We start from the raw sequence: 17,650 nt of genomic DNA on the forward strand, positions 1-17,650 counted from the left end.
CTGAGTGCGCCGTGTTCCAGAAGATTCCCGCCCGTGCCCTGACTGACAGCGTTGCCGAGCAATTGCTGGAAAAGATCGAGGGCGGCGCCTTTCCGCGTGGTGCCAAGCTGCCGACCGAGGCCGTGCTCTCCGAGGAATTCGGCGTCAGCCGCACCGTCATTCGCGAGGCCATCGCCCGCCTGAAGTACGAAGGCCTGGTGGAATCGCGCCAGGGCAGCGGCGTCTTCGTGACCGACCAGGCGGGCCTGCGGCCGCTGCGTATCGACTACAGCGAAACCGGCACGCTCGAATCCGTGCTGCAGATCGTGGAACTGCGCCGGTCGATCGAGGCCGAGGTGGCCGCACAGGCCGCCCGCCGCCGCACCGACGCCGCCATGGTCGCCATCGACGCCGCGCTGGCCCGCCTCGACGCCGCGGTGGCCGAAGGCAGCGACGGCGTGGAAGCCGACGTGGCCTTCCACCGCGCCATCGCCGAGGCCACCGGCAACCCCTTCTTCCTCAAGACGCTCGCCTTCCTGAGCCAGTACCTGGAAGCCGCGACGCGCGTGACCCGGACCAACGAAGCCCGCCGCGAAGACTTCTCGCGCCAGGTGCGTGAAGAGCACCAGGCGATCGTCGCGGCCATCCGTGCCGGCGACCCCGATGCCGCCCGCAACGCGGCCCAGAACCACATGTACAACGCAGCGCGCCGCCTCTCGCAACTTGGCGATGACGGCACGCCTGCCGATGGTGACGCGGACGTGCCCCACGGCCCGTCGCACTGATCCATCCCTTTCTCGCAGGAGTTAGCTATGTCCCGGAATGTCGGCGTCATCGGTTTGGGCGCAATGGGCAATGGAGTCGCGCAGTCTCTGCTGCGCGCCGGTTTCAACGTGCATGCCTGCGACCTGCGGCCTGAGGTGCTGCAGCGCTTTGCCGATGCCGGCGGCGTGCCGTGCGCCAGCCCGGCCGAACTGGGCCGCCGTTGCGACGTGGTGATCACGCTGGTCGTCAACGCCCAGCAGACCGAGGCGGTGCTGTTCGGTGCCGATGGCGCCGTGCCGGCCATGGAAGCGGGCAAGCTGGTGATCGCCAGCGCCACGGTGCCTCCCGGCTTTGCCGAAGCGCTGGGCAAGCGCCTGGCCGAGCGCGGCCTGCTGCTGCTCGACGCGCCCGTCTCCGGCGGTGCCGCGCGGGCCGCCAGCGGCGAAATGACGATGATGACGTCGGGCCCGGCCGAAGCCTACGCGCTGGCCGAGGACGTGCTGGCCGCGATCTCGGGCAAGGTCTACCGCCTGGGCGATGCCCACGGCGCCGGCTCCAAGGTCAAGATCATCAACCAGTTGCTGGCCGGCGTGCATATCGCCGCCGCGGCGGAAGCGATGGCGCTGGGCCTGCGCGAAGGCGTGAATCCCGATGCGCTCTATGACGTCATCACGCACAGCGCGGGTAACTCGTGGATGTTCGAGAACCGCGTGCCGCATATCCTGTCCGGCGACTACACGCCGCTTTCCGCCGTCGACATCTTCGTCAAGGATCTCGGCATGGTGCTGGACACCGCGCGCACCAGCAAATTCCCGCTGCCGCTATCGGCCGCCGCCCACCAGATGTTCATGATGGCCTCCACGGCCGGCCATGGCGGCGAGGACGATTCCGCCGTCATCAAGATCTTCCCGGGCATCGAGTTGCCGGCAGGCAAGGCGAAGTAAGGAGCCGGCCATGACAGCACCCGCCCAACCTTCCACGATATTGGCTTCCACAACTTCGCCAGCCACGCATGCGCCGCTGCTCGGCTGCATCGCCGACGATTTCACCGGCGCCACCGACCTCGCCAACACGCTCGTGCGCAATGGCATGCGCACCGTGCAGACCATCGGCGTGCCCGCTGCCGGCAGCGCCGACGCCGCCACGCAGGCCGATGCCATCGTCGTGGCGCTGAAGTCGCGCACCATTCCGGCCGCCGAGGCCGTGGCGCAATCGCTGGCCGCGTTCGCCTGGCTGCGCGCTCAGGGTTGCCGCCAGTTCGTATTCAAGTATTGCTCGACGTTCGATTCGACCGATGCCGGCAATATCGGCCCGGTCGCCGAAGCCCTCCTCGATGCGCTGGACAGTGATTTCACCATCGCCTGCCCGGCTTTCCCGGAGAACGGCCGCACCATCTTCCGCGGCCACCTGTTTGTGGCAGATACGCTGCTCAATGAATCCGGCATGGAGCATCACCCGCTCACGCCGATGACCGATGCCAATCTGGTGCGCGTGCTGCAACGCCAGAGCCAGGGCAAGGCGGGCCTGCTGCGTTACGACGCCGTGGCGCGCGGCCCGGAAGCCACGCGTGCCCGCATCGACGCGTTGCGTGGCGAAGGCGTGCGTCTGGCGGTCGCCGATGCCATTTCCGACGCCGATCTCTTCGTGCTGGGCGAGGCCTGCGCCAACCTGCCGCTGATTACCGGTGGCTCGGGCATCGCCCTGGGTCTGCCCGAGAACTTCCGCCGCGCCGGCCTGCTGCCGCAGCGCACCGATGCGGCCGCCGTGCCCGCCGTGGACGGTCACGGCGTGGTGCTGGCCGGCAGCGCATCGCGCGCGACCAATGGCCAGGTGGCGCACTGGATCGCCCAAAAGCGTCCGGCCCTGCGGATCGATCCCCTTCGGCTGGCCCGTGGCGAGCCGGTGGTGGAACAAGCCCTGGCCTTTGCGGCCGATCATGCCGAACCGGTACTGATCTACGCGACGGCGACGCCCGACGAAGTCAAGCGCGTGCAGGCCGAACTGGGCGTATCGCGCGCCGGCCATCTCGTCGAAGAAGCCCTGGCCGGTATCGCGGCGGGCCTCAAGGCGCGCGGGACGCGACGCTTTGTCGTGGCCGGCGGGGAAACCTCGGGCGCCGTGGTCCAGTCGCTCGACGTCCAGGCCTTGCGCATCGGCACCCAGATTGCCCCGGGCGTGCCGGCCACGGTGACGCTCGATGCCGCGCCGCTCGCGCTGGCGCTGAAATCCGGCAACTTTGGCGGCGAGAATTTCTTCGATGAAGCCCTGCGGCAACTCGGAGGCACGCAATGAGCGATCACAAGGAAAGCGCGCTGCGCGAAGAGATCTGCCGCGTCGGCGCCAGCCTGTTCCAGCGTGGCTACACGGTTGGCACGGCCGGCAACATCAGCGCGCGGCTCGAAGACGGCTGGCTCATCACGCCGACCGACGCCTGCCTGGGCACGCTCGATCCCGCGAAGGTCGCCAAGGTCGGCCTGGACGGCAGTTGGGTCTCCGGCGACAAGCCGTCCAAGACGCTGACCCTGCATCGCGCCATCTACGACAACAATCCGAATGCGCATGGCGTGGTCCATACGCACTCCACTCACCTCGTGGCGCTGACGCTGGCCGGCGTCTGGCGCCCCGACGATGTCCTGCCGCCGATCACGCCCTACTACGTGATGAAGGTCGGCCATATCCCGCTGATTCCCTATCACCGTCCCGGCGATCCGGCCGTGGCCGCGCGCGTGGCGACGCTTGCCAACGACGTGCGCGGCGTGCTGCTTGCGCGCCTGGGCCCGGTGGTGTGGGAAGACAGTGTGTCGCGCGCGGCGTACGCGCTGGAAGAACTGGAGGAGACCGCCAAACTATGGCTGATGCTCAAGGACCAGGCCGGCCTTGCCGACCACGCGAGCCTGGATGAAGCGGCACTGACCGAGCTGCGCGATGCCTTCAAGGCGCGCTGGTAGCCCGGCCCCCCGTCGATCAGAAGAAAGCCCTCATAACGACAAACGCGTCGATTCCCGGCGTGGCGCCTTGCGGCGACCGCGCGGGGCACGCTCGCGCCCACGATTACCGGCTATCGCCCGATAGCCACGCGTCAGGAGACCCAACGTGAATGCAATGCAATCGGCGGCCAGCACGTCCGCCATCCCCGCCGACGGCCGGCTCGACACCGATGCCGTGATTGAAAAACGCGCCTACAACAAGGTGTTCTGGCGCATCATGCCGTTCCTGATGCTCTGTTACGTGATCGCCTACCTCGATCGCGTCAACGTGGGCTTTGCCAAGTTGCAGATGGCGCAGGACCTGCAGTTCTCGGAAACCGTGTTCGGCCTGGGCGCCGGATTGTTCTTCATCGGCTACTTCCTGTTCGAGGTACCCAGCAACCTGCTGATGCACCGCATCGGCGCGCGCATCTGGATCGCGCGGATCATGATCACGTGGGGCATCATCTCGGCGTTGTTCGTGTTCGTGAAGACGCCGACCTCGTTCTATGCCATGCGCTTTCTGCTCGGCCTGGCCGAGGCGGGCTTCTATCCCGGCGTGATCCTGTACCTGACCTACTGGTACCCGTCGCACCGCCGCGCCAAGATGATTGCGCTGTTCATGTCCGGCATTCCCGTGGCCGGCATGTTCGGCAACCCGCTGTCCGGCTGGATCATGGACGCGTTCCACGAGACCCACGGCTGGGCCGGCTGGCAATGGATGTTCCTCATCGAGGCCATTCCCGCGCTGCTGATCGGTATCGTGACGATCTTCGTGCTGCGTGACGGCATCGAGAAAGCACCGTGGCTTTCCGCCGACGAAAAGCGCGTGCTCAAGCGCAATATCGAGGAAGACCAGCGCGGCGCCGGTGCGGCCGCCACCACGGGTGGCCAGCGCAGCGTGCATTCCCTGGGCGCCGTGTTCAGCGACCGCCGCGTCTGGTGGATGTGCCTGATCTACTTCTGCTTCGTGACCGGCCAGTACGCGCTGACGTTCTGGATGCCGACGCTGGTCAAGGCCAGCGGCGTGACCGGCAACCTCAAGATCGGCCTGCTGTCCGCCATTCCGTTCATCTGCGCGATCGTCGTCATGAACATCCTGGGCCACAGCGCCGACGCGCGCCGCGAGCGCCGCTGGCACCTGATCGTGCCCGCGCTGATGGGGGCCGTGGGCTTTGCCATTGCAGCATCGTTCACCCACAATACCGTGGTGGCCATCGCCGCGCTGTCGCTGGCCGCGGCCGGGGTGCTGACCTGCGCGCCGCTGTTCTGGTCGCTGCCGACGTCGTTCCTGTCGGGCATTGCCGCCGCATCGGGCATTGCCGTGGTCAACTCGGTGGGTAACCTGGCCGGCTTTGTGTCGCCATATATGGTCGGCACGCTCAAGGACCTGACGCAGAGCACGCAGTTGCCGATGTACGTGCTGGCCGGCATCCTGGTCGTGGGCGCGGCGCTGGTCTGGCTGACGCCGGCGAAGCTGGTCAACCGCTGATCCCAACCCTGTGCGAGGCGGGCCACGCCGTGGGCCGCCCCGCCGCCTAGAAGCTGAAGGAGTCCTCCATGCCGCGCTTTGCCGCGAACCTGTCGATGATGTACACCGAGCACGACTTTCTTGACCGCTTTGCCGCCGCCGCGGCGGACGGCTTCCAGGCAGTCGAGTATCTGTTCCCGTACGACCATCCGGCCGCGGAGATCCGCAAGCGGCTGGTCGACAACGGCCTGACGCAGGCGCTGTTCAACGCCCCGCCGGGCGACTGGGCCGCCGGCGACCGGGGCATGGCCGCCCTGCCCGGCCGCGAGACCGAATTCCGCAACGCCGTTGCGCGTGCACTGGAATACGCCGCCGTCATCGGCAACGACCGCGTCCACGTGATGGCCGGCCTCGTGCCTGCCGACGCCGACCGCGCCCGGTGCCGCGCCACCTATCTGGAGAACCTGGCCTACGCGGCGGCGTCCGCTGCCGCGCATGGCATCACCGTGCTGATCGAGCCGATCAACACGCGCGACATGCCGGGCTACTTCCTGAACCGGCAGGACGATGGCCAGACCATCTGCAAGCAGGTTGGCGCCGCCAACCTCAAGGTGCAGTTTGACTGCTACCACTGCCAGATCGTCGAAGGCGACCTGGCAGTCAAGCTCAAGCGCGACTTCCACGGCATCGGCCATATCCAGATCGCGGGCGTGCCGGACCGGCACGAGCCGGACCTGGGCGAGCTGAACTACCCGTACCTGTTCGATGTGATCGACGCGCTGGGCTACAAGGGCTGGATCGGCTGCGAGTATCGGCCGCGCGCCGGCACCTCGGCCGGCCTGGGCTGGCTCAAGCCGTATCTGAACCGCTGAGCTGAATCGCGGAATCCTGAACCGAACCTCGCTGCAACCATGAACGTACTCATTACTGGCGGCGCCGGCTTCCTCGGCCTGCAACTCGCCCGCCTGCTACTCAAGCGCGGCACGCTGAACCTGGACGGCCGTGCCGTCACCATCGACCGTCTCACGCTGCTGGACGTGGTGGCACCGCAGATCGACGATGCGCGCGTGCGCGTGGTCACGGGCGACCTGTCCGACCCGGCCGTGCTGGCCCGCGCGATGGACACCGATACCGGCGCCGTATTTCATCTGGCGGCCGTGGTCAGCGGCCAGGCCGAGGCCGATTTCGATCTGGGCATGCGCGTCAACCTGGACGCGTCGCGCGCGCTGCTGGAAACCTGCCGCCAGCTCGGCCAGCGCCCCCGCGTGGTCTTCACGAGTTCCGTCGCGGTCTATGGCGGCAAGCTGCCGCCGGTCGTGCAGGACGACACCGCACTGAATCCGCAATCGTCGTATGGCGCGCAGAAGGCGATCGGCGAGTTGCTGCTGTCCGACTACAGCCGTCGCGGCTTCGTCGATGGCCGCGTGCTGCGCCTGCCGACCATCAGCGTGCGGCCGGGCAAACCCAATGCTGCCGCGTCGTCGTTCGCCAGCGGGATCATCCGCGAGCCGCTGTCCGGCGTGGCGGCCAACTGCCCGGTGGCACCGGAGACGTCGCTGTGGCTGCTGTCGCCGCGCGGCGCCATCACGGCGCTGGTCAACGGCATCGAGCTCGATGGCGCGCGCTTTGGCAACCGCCGCGTGGTGAACCTGCCGGGGCTGTCGGTGACGGCGGCGCAGATGGTGGAAGCCTTGCGCCGGGTCGCGGGCGATGCGGTGGCGGATCGCGTCACGTGGGAACGTGAGGATCGCGTGGAGAAGATCGTCGGCACATGGCCGGCGGCATGGGATGTGTCTCGTGCCGTGGAACTTGGCTTCGAGAGCGATGCCAGCTTCGACGATGTGATTCGCGGATATATGGAAGACGCGGGCATCACGCGCTGATCTGGCGCGCCCGCAGGTCCTGGCGGGAGCTTCGGTTCGCCGAAGCTCCGGCCGTAGTCCGGTCAGTGCTCCGGCTTTAGCACTTCATACGCTTCGATGGTTTCCCGCACCGGCCCTGGAATCGCCGCCGACTTCTGCGTGGCCGGGTCCGCACAGACGTAGACCACCTCGCCGGTAATCAGGTGCTCGTCACCGCGATACATTTCCACGCGGAACAGCATGCTCGACCGCCCCAGCCGCGCCATGCGGCCCCGGATCTCCAGCATGTCGTCGAATCGCGCCGACGCGTGGTACTCCAGCGTCGACTTGACCACGAAGATATCCACGCCGTGCGCGTGCAGCACATCTTCGGGATAGCGAATCCCGACCGCGCGCCAGTACTCCGTCACGCAAATATCGCAATAGGTCAGGTAATGCGCATTGAAGACGATCGACTGCGGATCGACTTCGGCCCAGCGCACGCGCAACGGCACGCTGTGGCGAAAATCCGGTTTGGCCATGCTGCAAGGCTCCCATCGTGAACGCGGGCGCCCGGACTGTTCCGGGCGCCCGCATGTCTTGCCATCCCATCGGCGGCTGGCTTGCTGGCGGCCGAGGCGGCCGCCAGGGTTGACTTGGTGAAGCTGACTTGCCGAGGCTGATTTACTGCGCCTTGGCCAGGCCCAGCTTCTCGATAATCGCCTTTTCCTTCTTGACCGTATCGGCAGCGAACGCCGCATATTGCGTGCTGCTCATGTAATACGGCTCCATGTCGAACTTGGCCAGCGATTCGCGGTAGTTCGGCATTTCCATCGCCTGCTTGAAGGCGTCATGCAGCTTCTGCACGATCTTCGGGTCCGTGCCCTTGGGCGCGACCACGCCGAACGGCGACGTCTGGACGATGCCCATGCCCAGTTCCTTCAGCGTCGGCACATTCGGGAAACGCGCCGAGCGCTTTTCGCCCCAGGTGGACAGCAGGCGCAGCTTGCCCGATTCCACATACTGAGCCCATGCCGGCGTGTCCGCCACGGACATCACGTGGCCGCCGAGCAGCGCCTGCATCGACTCCGAATTGCCCTTGTACGGAATGTGCGACAGCTGGACGTTCTGGCGCATCGCCAGTTCTTCCATGGTCAGGTGCAGCGTGGTCATCGACCCCGGCGAGCCATAGGTCAGCTTGCCCGGATTGGCCTTGGCGTAGGCGATGTACTCCTGCATCGTCTTGATCGGCGAGTCGGCCGGCACGACCAGCCCGAACGAATAACCGGCCAGGTTGATGACGTACGACAGGTCCTTGACCGGATCCCAGTTGATCTTGGTGGTGTACGGCAGGCGATAGACCGGCATGGCCACCTGGGCCAGTGTGTAGCCGTCCGGCGCGGTCGACTGCATCAGCTGCGCCGGCAGCACGCCGCCGGCACCCGGCTTGTTTTCCACGATCACGGGCTGGCCCAGGATCTTGGAGGCGTTTTCAGCCAGCACGCGGAACGGGATGTCGGTCGAGCCGCCGGCCGTATAGCCGATGATCAGGCGGATCGGCCGCTGAGGGAACTTGTCTGCCTGCGCTTGCGCCGGCAATGCGGCAAATCCGATCGCTGCCGTGGCGGCGAGCATGCCCGCGCGGGCAATGAAATGGCGGCGTTGCATGATGCTGTGTCTCCTTCTGCTGCAAAAAGCGCTGGTTGCGACTTCGATAAAAGCGTTGCATGGCCGCCCCTGATTCTGTGCAGGGGTCGGAACGGATCTGGGGCTAAGCGCCGAATGCCGCGCGCAATGCGGCAACCGCATCGGCTTGCGCCGGCGCGACGGCGGGCACGAAGCGTCCCAGCTTGAAAAAGTCGTGAATCATCGTTGCATAGTCGACCAGCGTCGTCCTGACGCCGGCCGCCTGGAGCTTGGCCGCATAGGCCACGCCCTCGTCGTGCAGCGGGTCATAGCCCGCCACGGCAATCCATGCCGGGCAGCAGCCCCGCACATCGGCACCCGTGCCGCCACCGTCGAGCGGCGCGAAGCGCCAGTCGTCGCGGCTCGATTCCTGGTCCAGGTACTGCCCAAAAAACCACTGGATCATGTCCGCCGTCAGCAGATAGCCATCGGCCAGCGCGCGGTGCGACGGCGTGTCCTGGCGCGCGCTGGTGCCCGGGTAGATCAGCATCTGCAAGACCGGCGCGAATCCGGCGCGCTTCGCCTCGACGGCGCACGCCGTCGCCAGCGTGCCGCCCGCGCTGTCGCCGCCCAGCGCGATCCGCGTGGGATCCGCGCCCATCCGGGAGGCTTCCCCGAACACCCAGTGCAACACGTCGAACGCGTCATTGGCGGCGGTCGGAAACCGCCAGTCCGGTCCGAGGCGATAGTCCACCGACAGCACGAGGCATTCGGCACTGGCGCAATACAGCCGGCACATCGCGTCATGCGAATTGACGCTACCGACCGTGAAACCGCCACCGTGGAAGTAGACCAGCAGCGGCAACGGATCGGCCCAACTGGCTTCGCGCGGCGCGTAGAGCCGCACCGGAATGGCATGGCCATCGCGTGCGGTGACGTGCAGGTTTTCCACGCCGTGAACGGGCGGCGGCGAGATATCGAGGATCGGCGCGCTTTTCTCGTAGGCGATCTTGGCGTCAGCGGGATCCAGCACGTGGATGGGCGGACGCTTGGCGCGCGCAATCAGGTCCAGCAACTGGGCGATTTGTGGGTCGAGCGGCTGCGTGGGCGTGCCGGGGTGGACGCAGGGCACATCAGCGGACAGCGAAGGCTTGGCGGACATGATGCAAAGTCAGGACGGCAACAGAAACTTGAATTGTGCCGGCCAGGCCAGCAAGACGATCATGGTAGACCGCCACCCCGTGAAAGTGCGTATTCGTTCTAAGAGGTTGTTTCAAAATGAAGCGAAGCGGTCCTGGCTAGACGCGCGGCCGCAGACAGTACAACTAGTACGGCCAGGCCGCGCAACGACGCCAGGATCTTTTTGAAACGGCCTCTAATTGTGAACGGTCGTTCGTTTTCCGTATCATGCCAGCGTTTGGGGCGGCCAGCATTACGAAATAACCCTTGAAAACGCCGTTGACGTCGCTTTTGCGCGGTGATCGGCCAGGCGCCGGGTTTCGTCTGCCCTGCAGAATGCGGCCCGTCGCGCGGCGTAAATTGACGCGCTGACCGGGGCCGTCCGGAGCCATCGCCGCAACACGCCGGGCTGAAGATTCTCAATCCGTGTCGTAAAGCACGCAGCAGAGTCCGATGTCGGCGTATGCTGGGAGCGCGTTCCGGACCAGCCGCCCGCAGCCGTCGGCGCCGGACGCTGCCGGGCGTGTGGCCGCCGGCCCTCGCCCTAACCATAGCGGGAGACACTATGACAGGCGAACATTTGCAGGTTGTGCACGGGGATATCACGCGGTTGGCAGTCGACGCCATCGTCAATGCCGCCAACAGCGGCCTGTTGGGCGGCGGCGGCGTGGATGGTGCCATCCACGGCGCGGGGGGGCCAGCCATCATGACGGCCTGCCGTGCGATTCGCGATGCCCAGGGCGGCTGCCCCACGGGCGAGGCAGTGATCACGACCGGTGGCCTGCTGCCGGCGCCGTATGTTATCCACGCGGTGGGGCCGGTCTGGCGTGGCGGTGGCGAAGACGAAGACGCGCTGCTTGCCAATGCGTACCGCAACAGCATCCGGCTGGCAGCGGAACACAAGCTGCGCACAGTCGCGTTTCCGAATATCAGCACCGGCATCTATGGCTTTCCGCGCGAGCGGGCCGTGGACATCGCCATTGGCGCCGTGCGCGAGGCCATGGCAAAGGCGCCTTCCATCGAGCAAGTCACGTTCGTCTGTTTCGATGATGAAAACTATCGGCTGTATCGGCAACGGTTGAGCTAGGGCGACTACGAGGGCCGGGAGGCATCGTGCCCCGGCCCCGCCCTATCGGCTATTGAAAGGTAAGCGTGATCGTAGCCTGCGCTTCCACCACCCCCGGTTTCATATCGATCGGCCGGTCTTCCAGCGAAAAGTAGCGGAGCTTGAAGTTCAGATCCCGGGTCGTGTTGACACTGCCGGTCACTTGCGTCGACGCGTTGAGAGTGACCGGGGTGTCGCCATTGTCGGCATCCACCAGTTGGATGCCGATGCCCGTGGCAGCGCGCACCCCCAATGCCCGGTTGCGCAGGACGCTGGGAATCGTCGCATCGGCCAGTTCCCCCGTGAACGAATAGCTCAGACGGGTAGCGTTCTGGCACGTGAACCGAAATGCCACCGGGGTCGGCACGGTGGTGTCCCCCTTGCGCGTGAAGTCCCGCACGCGCGTCTCCTGCATGGCGATGGTGCGATTCCGGTGCGCGGTGGCGAGGGTACAGGTTGGGGCTGCGGGGACCCGGACGGGTCCGCTATCGGAAATACCGCTCGCGAAACAGCCGTCACGACCGAAGGATGTATATACCTCTTGATTAAAGCTAAATTGTGGCCCACGGTTACCGTATTCCCGATAGCAGGAGCTGCCCAGCGACGATGCCTGAATGCTGCCGGAACCCAGGCTGCCCGCGATCCGGATGAAGCGCACGCGTACCGAGTAGGAAAAATTGATGTACGTCTGGCCGATCTCCCTGCCCCCGCTCAGAACATTGCTGTCCCTGCCGAAAACCCTGCACGGCTCGGGAACCCGGATGTCCTCGCGTATCTCAGGCTGACCAGCCCTGGCGGGCCTCCATGCTGGCGAACAGAAGCCGCTCGCCGCAGCACTGTTGCCGCCGCGCTGCTGATAGCCCAGGACATAGCCAATGCCTGACACATTGGTGGGGAAAACGTCATAGGTCACGCCGCGCTCGCGGTAGGTGGCTACGCTCCCCGGCATGTTCAGATAGAGCATGCCAAGATGCGCGTCACGAAACGCGAGAACGGTGACTCTGCACTGGACCCCGCCGGCATGCTTCTCGGCCCACGGCGAGATTGGCGTACCGATGGCGGCGGAGAACATGTTCGCGTTCAGACTTGGCAATGCAAAGGACGGATTGGATGTACATCTGACACCCTGTGCGGCGACGTTCTCACTTGCGCAGAAAAGCACCAGCAGTGGGCCAGCAGTCTTCAGCGCCAGGCGTAGATAGCAGCCGAACCGAGATTCGATATTTCGCATGAGATTTCCTTAACGCTGGACTGGACTATTGGCTTGCTTGCCAGGGCGAGCATGGGATAGCCCGGCGACATCGCCCGGGCGCTGCGCCGACGCATCGGCACCGTGGCACACCACCCGCGCGGCACCGATCGGTGGTTGCTTCCCCGCCTCGACGACCGGCACCCGGTGCCGGATCGTGCATCGTTGCGCCCCGCTCTTCCCCCACGTGACCGTGAAGACCTGATCGCCCGGCGCGCTGCGCAGGAAAACGAGCCCACCCTGGCCGACGACGGCCACCGATTTTCCCGCCGCATCGCGAACATCCCCGCCGATCGGCAGCGGCTTGCCGTTGGCGCGCACGGCACGCAGCATCACCGGTTGGCCGCGCTCGGTGCGGAACTTCACCATGACCACCGCGCCGGCACGTGGCGCCACCATCGTGGCGCTACCCAGCACGTCGACGTCGTCCCGCGTGCTGTCGGCGTTGATGCCGATCTCGTTCATCCGGTACGGCGACAAGGTCGGCAACACCGCGAAGCCGGACCGATTCACGCGGATGCCCACGCCACCGAGTACGCTCGCGCCTTCGGCACCGGGGGCCTCGAGGACCGCGATGGCGTCGCCACCAGCCCGCTGGGACAGCGTGATGCCGCCCGGATGCGCGACGACGCTGCCCTGGATCGCGGCGGACAGCTGGGAGAAGTCCGCGCCGGCACTGCCGCTGACATTGATTGCCGCCGCAGGCGCCTGGTAACCGATGCCGCCGCCACTGACCGCGTTGTCGCCATGCCCGCGCGAGTAATTGGCGAATGCGTTGTACGACAGCGTGCCCTCGTCGTTGCCCGTGCCGGAGACCGATACCTGCGAATCGACCTTCCCGGGCCCGTTGTAGCCGACCCGAGCCTGCGCGATGGGAGTTCGCGGCAACTTGCCCAGCGGCAGGGTCAGCGACAGCACGACCTGATTGTCGAATCTGCCGTTCTGCGCGCGGCTGCGCTGGACGTTGAGACTCGCCGAGCCAAAGGAGAAGCTCCGCGTATAGCCGGCGGAAAAGCTGACATCGGACCCCGACCGTCCCCAGTAGCTGGACAGGTAGCCATTGAAGAAGACACTGCCGTGCTCGCCGGGCAGCGGTTGCGACAGGTTCAGTTGCAGCCGCTGGCGCACAGTCTGCGGCGGCGGTACTTCGAACGAGCGCGCCCGCTCGGACTCCGCGAACGTCAGATAGCCATGACTTGAGTAGCGATAGGCACCCAGCGTGAAGCTCGTATCGGTTTCGGCAATGCGATAGCTATAGGTCAGCCGATAGCTCTGCCCCTTGGGCGCGCGCTCGCCGCGGCCGCGGGCAAGCACCCCCTGGCTCCACGACTGCGAAACATCGGCCGCAATGGCACCGACCGGCGTCAGAATGGCCGCGCCACCCACCGCGCCCTGATACTGCAGCGAGGCTGTGATGCCACCGTACAGCGTCAACGTATTGGAGATGCCCTTGCGATAGGTGCCCTGAACGAACGGACGGTGCGTGGTGAGGGACTCGTCGCGCAGCACGCCGGCCGTGGCACTGAATCGATGCGTCTCGGGGCGCAGCAGTTGCGGGATGCTCGCATACGGCAGCAGGAAACTGTGGCTGCGGCCATCGGCTTCGGCCACTGTCACGGTCAGGTCGCCGGCATAACCGGTGTCGTACAGATCGTCGATGACGAATGGCCCTGGCGGAACCGTGGTCTCGTAGACCACGCTGCTGCCCTGGCGGACCGTCACCCGGGCGTTGGTGGCCGCCACGCCGCGCACCACGGGTGCGAAGCTGCGCTGCGAATCGGGCAGCATCCGGTCGTCGCTGGTGAGCTGCACCCCGGTGAAGCTGAAGCCATCGAACAGATCGCCCGGCGTGTACGACTGCCCCGCGAGGAATTGGGCACGCAACGCCGTGACGTCGTGGCGCATATAGGTATTGAGCGCGGCATACCGTTGCCGCACATCGCCGCCCGCGATGCGGCCGGTCAGGCTGCCCTGATGGCGCAATTGCCAGCCGCGCACATTGAAGTTTGCGTCGAGGCCCACGAATGCCTCGGTGTCGGCGCGTCCGCGAGTCCAGTTCCGATAGACATTGGCGTCGTAGCCGAGCACCCCGGCAGTCACGCCTTCGTCCCAGAACTGCGGATCGACATAACCACGCGGGTTGCGCCGCAGGTAGGCTTGCGGCACCTCAAGGTCGATGCGCAGTTCGCTGAAGTCGAACTTCACGTGCGCGTCCGGCACGATTTCCGTCGGGTCGACGCAGTCACCCTCCTCCTGAAGCGCCCTCGCGCGCGCCGGAGCGGGCAGCAGCGTCAGGTCGACGCCGACCCGCATCAACATCGCATGGGACAGGCAAACCGTTGCGTGGCCTTCGTCATCGACGCCAATATCGAAAGTCTGCCGCGCCACCAATGCGCCATTCGCGTACAGATCGGCATCGTATTGCCCCGGCATGACCGGGTTGCCATGGGCGAATCGCGACACATCGACCGGCTGGCCGCTGGCGTCTCGGAACAGGTCGCTGCTGAAGCGCAGGGCCGGCTGATCCTCCTGTGCGGCGAAGGCCCCGCCCTGCAATGCGAGCGCAATGCACAGGCACAGGTGCTTCGGCACCCACAAGCGCGGATTGCGCCGCCCGGACCGGGTATGGAGGAAGGCATCGTTCGTATGCATGGTGTGAACGCGATGGCGCCAGGGTGCAAGCTGTCGCCGCGACGCCGGCATGGCGCGCGGGACTTCAGATCCGGTGGAAATAATTGGACGGGTGGTGGGGTCGGGCGCCTCCACCGCTGGGCTCAGGGACTCGCGGGCCTCGCGTCGCTACCCGCGACGGACAACGGCGCCTCGGCGTCGATGGCGGCGCCGTAGTCGCTCAACCATTTGAACTTGACCTGGCCTGACGTCACCCGGGATGGTGGCGACCCCGAGATCGGAAAGTCGGTGTGGCCACCCGGCGCGACCATGCCGCCGAGTTCGTATGGGTAGGACTTGCCGTCCGACACCAGTTCGACCCGGTTGAATGAGGTGTGGTACGTGCCGGGGTTGCTGACGCGCAGCACCGGTTTGCCTTGCTCCCCGTTTGGCACCAACGTCCAGCGCAACCCCTCCACCGTGGACCCCATCGATCCGGCCAGTCCTTCGGGCCGGTAGAAGATCTTGATGCGGACACGGATGGCGAACTGCACGTAGTTGCTTTCCTCGCCATTGGCGGCAGCCGGCGGCTCGGGCGGCACCTCGAGCATGTTGAGCCAGAAGACCGATTCGCGATCCTGCGGCACTTCCTCGCCGGCGAAGCGCAGACGTAATGTCTGCGATTGCGCGCCATCGATTCGGAAGATCGGCGGCGTGATCAGGAAAGGCGCGTTCTCAAGATCCTTCGGCGTGAACGGCGACTCGTGTTCCGAACGATCGGCCCAGACCTGCACCAGCGCGGGATGCTCGCCACCGTTGGTCAGCTTGACACTGACCTGCCGCTCCGAGGCGGGATAGATGATGCGCGTCCCCTGAATGACAACGTCGGCCGACGCGATGGACGACAGCATGAAACACACTGCCGCCAGAAAAAGCCTTCCAGCATGGATCTTCATTTGTCACTTGCCACGGCCACCGCCACCATTCCGATGGCGGCAACCCGTTGCATGATTAGTTGATTTGAATGCTGAAAGGCAGCGTGCCGGTGAATGCGCCCGCCGTCGCGGCGCCCGTCGCGAAGTAGCGCACGTAGAAGTCAAAGGGTGCGGCGACCGTTGACGTGCCTGTCGGGGGAGGCACAATGATTTCCTGCGTGTTACCTGAATTGCTCAGGAGGTTGATGGATTCGAGATTGTTGCTGAGCACCTCGACTTCGACGAGCGTTGCCGCGCTCGCGCCGGTAGTCGTATTGCGCAGCCGACCCGTGGCGGTGTTGACAGTCGTAGCCGAACTGGGGTCGAACTTGATCTTGTAAGTTGCCGGATCGCAATCGGACAGCGTAATCCGGAAACCCTTCAGTCCTGTCGTGTCGCCCGCAGTTCTGAGGCTGGTGGTCGCGAATGTATCCATCATCACCGCAACCGGAACCGGGCTGGGACCGCTCGGCGTCGTCCCATTGACCTTGCAGGTTGACCCCCTGAGTGCACCGGTGATGTTGATGACGCCGGCTTGCGCCCACGCTCCACTGCTGGCCAATCCCGCGGCGGCGCCGATCAGCAATGCGATGGCATGACGTTTCATTCTTGATTGCTCCTGATTCACTGGTTTGGACGGAAGAGGCAAGGGTCGCAACGGCTCGCCTCTTTTTCTCGCGACAGGCTTGTCGCGAACACCCCGGATCATCTGAATTTATCGATTCTCCGTAAATCGCAAATCAGCCAAATATCAAAAGCACATTTCCGCAACAGATTGCTTAATTCAGGAAATTTCCTATTCCAATATTATTTTTTTAAATCAGAAATCAATATCCATAATTAAAATATCAAAGTCGATTGCGACCAGAAATTGCGAACAAAAAAATGGCGCCCGCAGGCGCCATGGATGACGAGAAAAATTGCGACTCAGGGGAGCGCGCTCCGAATCAGCTGATTGATCCGTTCCGGTTGTTCGTGAATCACCCAATGCGTGCCATCGGGGATTCGCTCCAGACGCATGTCGGGCACATGGTCTTCGAGCCCGTCGACCAGGGACTTCGGCAACGCGCGATCGTTCTCCCCCCAGATCACCAGCGTGGGCACGCGCACGACGAACGCGGACGGGTCAAGGCGCGATATGTCCGGCGCCGCTTCACCGGGCCCCGGAGGATGCATCGGTGACGCGCGGTAGTAGTTGATGCTGCCGGTCAGCGGATGCGACGCGTCCTCCCCCGGTTGCGACCACGCCGCGTGATATTTCGCACGGACGTCGCCGGCAAACCAGGCGGGCAGCTTCTCCGCATTGCCCGTCAGCAGCTTTTCCAGCAGCGCGAAGTCATTCGCCGCCAGCGTCTGCTCCGAGCCCGGCTTGCGCAGCCAGTTCATGTAGGCCGATGCCTGTTGCTGGGCCGGATCGGCGGCGAGCGCGCGCGCGAACACATAGGGATGCGGCGAGTTGATGATCACCAGCCGCTCGACGATGTCCGGAAACTGCACGGCCAGGTTCCAGCAGACCGCCCCGCCCCAGTCGTGCGCCACGATCACGCAGCGCTCATAGCCCAGTGCCCGGATGAACTGCACGAGATCCTCGACCAGCCGCTTGGGCTTGTAGGCCTCCACGGCGGCGGGCTTGCTCGACAGATTGAACCCGCGCAGGTCCGGCGCCACCGCGAAATGCGTCTGGCCGAACTGCGCGAGCTGTTTCTCCCAGGCGTACCAGAACTCCGGAAAGCCGTGGACGAACAGGACCAGCGGCCTGCCCTGCTCCCCGGCGCTGGCGTAGTGCAGCCGCGTGCCGTTGGGCAGGTTGGCAAACTGAAGATGGTGAATCACGGCGGGTGTGGTCATGACGGTCTCCATCGCCATATCTTCTTTTCCTTTTTCC

16 protein-coding genes are annotated in these 17,650 nt (G+C 65.4%); 8 read left to right on the forward strand and 8 right to left on the reverse strand.

Features of this window, described 5'->3' with window-relative positions; genetic code table 11:
• The first annotated feature begins 11 nt into the window (after nucleotides 1-11).
• The 7 genes from BLR29_RS00610 to denD all read left to right on the forward strand — a co-directional run bounded on the left by BLR29_RS00610 (nucleotide 12) and on the right by denD (nucleotide 7,064).
• Nucleotides 12-764, forward strand: a complete 753-nt coding sequence (locus BLR29_RS00610; protein WP_092133759.1) for a FadR/GntR family transcriptional regulator — start codon at nucleotides 12-14, stop codon at nucleotides 762-764.
• A gap of 27 nt (nucleotides 765-791) precedes the next feature.
• Nucleotides 792-1,688 carry an L-threonate dehydrogenase gene (gene ltnD / locus BLR29_RS00615; protein WP_092133761.1) on the forward strand — a complete coding sequence of 299 codons (897 nt, stop codon included), beginning with the start codon at nucleotides 792-794 and terminating at the stop codon, nucleotides 1,686-1,688.
• A 10-nt stretch (nucleotides 1,689-1,698) separates the two neighbouring features.
• Nucleotides 1,699-3,036, forward strand: a complete 1,338-nt coding sequence (gene otnK, locus BLR29_RS00620; protein WP_092133763.1) for a 3-oxo-tetronate kinase — start codon at nucleotides 1,699-1,701, stop codon at nucleotides 3,034-3,036.
• Entirely contained in the window at nucleotides 3,033-3,692 is a 660-nt protein-coding gene (locus BLR29_RS00625) for a 3-oxo-tetronate 4-phosphate decarboxylase (protein ID WP_092133765.1), read from the forward strand. Before otnK ends, BLR29_RS00625 begins: the two co-directional genes overlap by 4 nt.
• A 154-nt stretch (nucleotides 3,693-3,846) precedes the next feature.
• Nucleotides 3,847-5,202, forward strand: coding sequence for an MFS transporter (locus BLR29_RS00630; protein WP_092133767.1), 1,356 nt, complete (start codon nucleotides 3,847-3,849; stop codon nucleotides 5,200-5,202).
• A gap of 68 nt (nucleotides 5,203-5,270) precedes the next feature.
• Entirely contained in the window at nucleotides 5,271-6,053 is a 783-nt protein-coding gene (otnI, locus tag BLR29_RS00635) for a 2-oxo-tetronate isomerase (RefSeq protein WP_092133768.1), read from the forward strand.
• Between the two features lie 39 nt (nucleotides 6,054-6,092).
• The gene (gene denD, locus BLR29_RS00640) at nucleotides 6,093-7,064 is read left to right on the forward strand and encodes a D-erythronate dehydrogenase (protein ID WP_092133770.1); all 972 of its coding nucleotides are present in this window, start codon (nucleotides 6,093-6,095) and stop codon (nucleotides 7,062-7,064) included.
• A gap of 62 nt (nucleotides 7,065-7,126) precedes the next feature.
• Here denD and BLR29_RS00645 read toward each other — a convergent pair whose 3' ends face one another.
• The 3 genes from BLR29_RS00645 to BLR29_RS00655 form a co-directional block, all read right to left on the reverse strand.
• Nucleotides 7,127-7,564, reverse strand: coding sequence for a YbgC/FadM family acyl-CoA thioesterase (locus BLR29_RS00645; RefSeq protein ID WP_092133772.1), 438 nt, complete (start codon nucleotides 7,562-7,564; stop codon nucleotides 7,127-7,129).
• Nucleotides 7,565-7,706: 142 nt separating this feature from the next.
• Complete coding sequence (locus BLR29_RS00650; RefSeq protein WP_092133774.1) at nucleotides 7,707-8,690, reverse strand: tripartite tricarboxylate transporter substrate binding protein; 984 nt, start codon at nucleotides 8,688-8,690, stop codon at nucleotides 7,707-7,709.
• Between the two features lie 103 nt (nucleotides 8,691-8,793).
• Nucleotides 8,794-9,810 (reverse strand): alpha/beta hydrolase, encoded by a 1,017-nt coding sequence (locus tag BLR29_RS00655; protein WP_092133776.1) that lies wholly within the window; start codon nucleotides 9,808-9,810, stop codon nucleotides 8,794-8,796.
• 582 nt (nucleotides 9,811-10,392) lie between these two features.
• On the opposite strand from BLR29_RS00655, the gene BLR29_RS00660 reads away from it, so the two are divergent.
• A complete protein-coding gene (locus tag BLR29_RS00660) occupies nucleotides 10,393-10,914 on the forward strand; it encodes an O-acetyl-ADP-ribose deacetylase (RefSeq protein WP_092133777.1) in 522 nt (173 codons plus the stop codon).
• Between the two features lie 49 nt (nucleotides 10,915-10,963).
• Here the strand turns inward: BLR29_RS00660 and BLR29_RS00665 are convergent, their stop codons facing one another.
• The 5 genes from BLR29_RS00665 to BLR29_RS00685 all read right to left on the reverse strand — a co-directional run bounded on the left by BLR29_RS00665 (nucleotide 10,964) and on the right by BLR29_RS00685 (nucleotide 17,613).
• Complete coding sequence (locus BLR29_RS00665) at nucleotides 10,964-12,163, reverse strand: fimbrial protein (RefSeq protein WP_092133779.1); 1,200 nt, start codon at nucleotides 12,161-12,163, stop codon at nucleotides 10,964-10,966.
• A gap of 9 nt (nucleotides 12,164-12,172) precedes the next feature.
• Complete coding sequence (locus tag BLR29_RS00670) at nucleotides 12,173-14,833, reverse strand: fimbria/pilus outer membrane usher protein (protein WP_176860848.1); 2,661 nt, start codon at nucleotides 14,831-14,833, stop codon at nucleotides 12,173-12,175.
• Between the two features lie 122 nt (nucleotides 14,834-14,955).
• On the reverse strand, nucleotides 14,956-15,702 hold the full coding sequence (locus tag BLR29_RS00675) for a fimbrial biogenesis chaperone (protein ID WP_176860849.1): 747 nt from the start codon (nucleotides 15,700-15,702) through the stop codon (nucleotides 14,956-14,958).
• A gap of 100 nt (nucleotides 15,703-15,802) precedes the next feature.
• A complete protein-coding gene (locus tag BLR29_RS00680) occupies nucleotides 15,803-16,372 on the reverse strand; it encodes a fimbrial protein (RefSeq protein ID WP_176860850.1) in 570 nt (189 codons plus the stop codon).
• A 320-nt stretch (nucleotides 16,373-16,692) separates the two neighbouring features.
• On the reverse strand, nucleotides 16,693-17,613 hold the full coding sequence (locus BLR29_RS00685; protein ID WP_092135351.1) for an alpha/beta fold hydrolase: 921 nt from the start codon (nucleotides 17,611-17,613) through the stop codon (nucleotides 16,693-16,695).
• Between the last annotated feature and the right edge of the window lie 37 nt (nucleotides 17,614-17,650).

It is taken from the genome of Cupriavidus sp. YR651 (genome assembly GCF_900101625.1).
GTDB lineage: Bacteria > Pseudomonadota > Gammaproteobacteria > Burkholderiales > Burkholderiaceae > Cupriavidus.